This is a genomic window from Gilliamella sp. BG2 (assembly GCF_046635645.1).
GTDB lineage: Bacteria > Pseudomonadota > Gammaproteobacteria > Enterobacterales > Orbaceae > Gilliamella > Gilliamella bombi.
This window is the reverse complement of sequence record NZ_JBIDFF010000059.1, coordinates 1-2,947: the sequence shown is the minus strand read 5'-3', so window position 1 is coordinate 2,947 and position 2,947 is coordinate 1. Positions and strand designations below refer to the sequence as shown.

General features: G+C 34.5%; 7 protein-coding genes. All 7 read right to left on the bottom strand.

Going from position 1 to position 2,947, the window contains the following annotated elements; all coding sequences use genetic code 11:
• A partial coding sequence (locus ACGH6Q_RS12100; RefSeq protein WP_411592963.1) for a DUF3850 domain-containing protein occupies window positions 1-83 on the bottom strand: 83 nt, incomplete at its 3' end.
• 136 nt (window positions 84-219) lie between these two features.
• Window positions 220-948: a Bro-N domain-containing protein gene (locus tag ACGH6Q_RS12095; RefSeq protein WP_411592962.1), complete on the bottom strand. Its 729-nt coding sequence runs from the start codon at window positions 946-948 to the stop codon at window positions 220-222.
• 480 nt (window positions 949-1,428) lie between these two features.
• A complete protein-coding gene (locus ACGH6Q_RS12090; RefSeq protein ID WP_411592961.1) occupies window positions 1,429-1,839 on the bottom strand; it encodes a single-stranded DNA-binding protein in 411 nt (136 codons plus the stop codon).
• Window positions 1,787-2,170, bottom strand: coding sequence for a hypothetical protein (locus ACGH6Q_RS12085; RefSeq protein WP_411592960.1), 384 nt, complete (start codon window positions 2,168-2,170; stop codon window positions 1,787-1,789). Before ACGH6Q_RS12085 ends, ACGH6Q_RS12090 begins: the two co-directional genes overlap by 53 nt.
• A 2-nt stretch (window positions 2,171-2,172) precedes the next feature.
• Complete coding sequence (locus ACGH6Q_RS12080) at window positions 2,173-2,331, bottom strand: hypothetical protein (RefSeq protein ID WP_411592959.1); 159 nt, start codon at window positions 2,329-2,331, stop codon at window positions 2,173-2,175.
• A 2-nt stretch (window positions 2,332-2,333) separates the two neighbouring features.
• Window positions 2,334-2,537 carry a hypothetical protein gene (locus ACGH6Q_RS12075; RefSeq protein ID WP_411592958.1) on the bottom strand — a complete coding sequence of 68 codons (204 nt, stop codon included), beginning with the start codon at window positions 2,535-2,537 and terminating at the stop codon, window positions 2,334-2,336.
• Window positions 2,538-2,539: 2 nt separating this feature from the next.
• Complete coding sequence (locus ACGH6Q_RS12070; RefSeq protein WP_411592957.1) at window positions 2,540-2,800, bottom strand: hypothetical protein; 261 nt, start codon at window positions 2,798-2,800, stop codon at window positions 2,540-2,542.
• Window positions 2,801-2,947: the final 147 nt, after the last annotated feature.

Below are 2,947 nucleotides of genomic sequence, written 5' to 3'. Positions count from 1 at the left end.
TTGTAGCGTATTTCAGCCTTTTTTATGCCTTTTACAACATCCATAAAATACTTTGATTTAATTTTTAGTTCGTGTGTAGTCATTATTGTTTCCTTTAGATAAATAGAAATCGCACGCCAAATAATCAGCGTAGATATTTAATAATTAATAGAATAGGGTGGTTGTTCAGTGAGTTATTAACAGATTTTGGGGATTAAAAAAGGGCATAATGCCCTTAATTTATAGTTTCTGTAATTGTTTCTTTTCTAGCTGTTGTTTAAACATCGAGGCAACAAAAGCACCGTCGCCAAAATGATCGTGAAGTCTTATACCGAAATTAGACCCCAGCATTTTAAAAACATCATATAAACGATTATCTATATAGAAATCATTCAACCAAAGCATGTGATGAACTAAACAAATTAGGTTGGTTCTGTTTACTTCAATCATATCTTTTCTTGTTTTTGTAACCCCACCCAACCACTCTATAGCTTCGTTGAACTTGCTAGCAGGTAAATCCTGATAACGTGGAATTTTGAATTGCTGATGAAATTTTGAATAAACCGCTTGATGTCTTTCATCTGTTCGATAAACTCGCTCGTTGACTGCCTGTTGTATTGCCTGTTGTTGTTCGGCATTAATTGTTAATGAATAACTGCCAGTCTTGCGGATTGTTGGTAATACTTCGTCAAATACCCAATTTTGGAAGTCTATGGCTTCTTTTTTGTTACTTCTAAAAATTACACGATATAAATTTGGTTCGTTAACAAACAATAATTCTTGATTACCGCCTTTTGTAGGGGTGTACATTTTATGTATACCCTTTTCTGAAAAGTTGAAACGGCTAGCATGAGCATTTTTTATATTCAAAATTTTGATAACATCGGTAAGACAAAATAAAGGTTCATTATTTAATAATTGGATACGAACATTTGAATGATGAAAATTGAATACTGATAAATTTGACATTTTTGTACCTCTTGTAATTTCTTAAGTTACCCACGAGTGTGGAGGTCAAGAGGTTAAGAAACCGACAAGAACGGCCGGACTTATTCCCATTTAAGGTGTTGTATTCGTCGCCCTCTCGACCATAGTCAAAATTAGGTACAAAAAAATCACACTAACGGGGCGATATATCCGTCTTGTTAAGGTTCTTAAGCCTCAAGAGCCAATATATCGCAATATGATATTTGAAGTCAATATTTTAAAAGATATTAATAAAGATAGTAATTATGAAAAAGATTTAGTAGGTGATCGGGCTTCAACTACCGCTTTACGACGGCGAGACGTATTCCCCTTGCGAGTATTGTATTTCGCCTTCTCGACCCGATCATAGACATGATCAATGCCAAACAATAGGCATAAAAAAACCGCTAGGCTATCGGGTGCGGAAGTCCGCGTAAAGTTGTAGTATCAACAACTATACAACCCGATAAAATTATTGTCAAACTAAAATGGAATCCCGTCATCTATAAAATCATCTTGCTGAGTTTGTGTTTGTGGTTTGGATTGTTGTTCTGACTGATTGTTGCCTTTATCGAACGTTAACGCTTCAAAATCATCAACTATAAAATAAATAGCTGTTTTGTTATTGCCCTGTTGGTCCTGCCATTTATCTGTTTTATAGCGAGCTGTAACACGAATAAAAGCGCCTTTGCCTTTATCTCGCACTTTTTCCGCAATCTTACCGAATGCTCGTAAATTAGCCCAGTCTGTGACATCTTCATAGCTATCACCATTCTTCTTATAGCTACCAATTGCCATGCTGAAATTAACGATTAACTTGTTATCTGCAGTGTATCGTTCTTCAATTTTCCCGATTCTGCCCGTGAATAAACACTGATTTAAATTGTTTGCCATTTTCTTGCTCCAGTTGTTCATAGCTCTTTGTAAAAATAGTTTTATTAGACTCTATGTTGTTTATTTTTTTACGTAATTTTTCTTGTTTTTCTGACAGAAGATTAATTCCGTATTCGTGTGCATTGTATGCATTGGTAAACAAACGATCAGATTGAGATTTGTTATAAGTCTGAACATACAACCTCTCGGCATAACCTAACTTTATTTGTGCTTTTGTGATTTTTGATATAGTTGCTTTTTGTAAAAAAATGTCATCAGCATAAAAAACATCACTCACAACATAGATAACATCCCCAACTTTTAGCTTTTTCCATTCTTCATCTGTAATCATAATTACTCCGTTTTTTTCACTTTAGTAACATCGAAATTATTATGCATAAACCCAAAAATGGACGCTAAAACAATTTTTTCCATGTCAGTTGATGTGCCTATTTCATTAAATTTAAAACTGACTTCTTTGTTTTCTTTTTCTTCTATTTTTATAATAATCATAATTACTCCTTAACTCGTTTTAACTCAAGCACTGCATCATTTGAATGCACATCTTCTTTTATCTCACCCCAACAAATATCTATATTGTTTTCATCGTCGTTTTGTAAATGAAAATCCAAGCATTGTTCGGCATAGCTTTTTGCTTCTTCTTTTGTTTTGTGATATTCAAAACCATCACCATGGCGGTCATACGTAAAATATTTCATAATTACTCCTCCGGTAGCGGTAGCTCATCTGCATAAATCCAGTGAGTTATTTCATCGTTATCATGCTTAGACCATTTACCAACATAATCATCTATCCACTCGTCGAATTCTGCGTGTTCGTCGTACCAGTCATATACTGTTGCTTCACACAATTCTTCACGCCCATTTAAAAAACGAATACGTACGATACACAGTTTTTGAGCAATGCCGTTTTCTTTTTCTGGCACTTCATCTGGAAATTTACGCCAATTTAATTTAGTCATTAATCACCTCCGTTAAATCAGTTTCTGGTACTAGTTGAATGCTAATAAACCCGCCTATAAATACTGGGATGTGATACCACGGGCACATAACACCCGATTCATCATATGCATAATAAATATCATTATTTGCGATTTCTGTTCTCATGC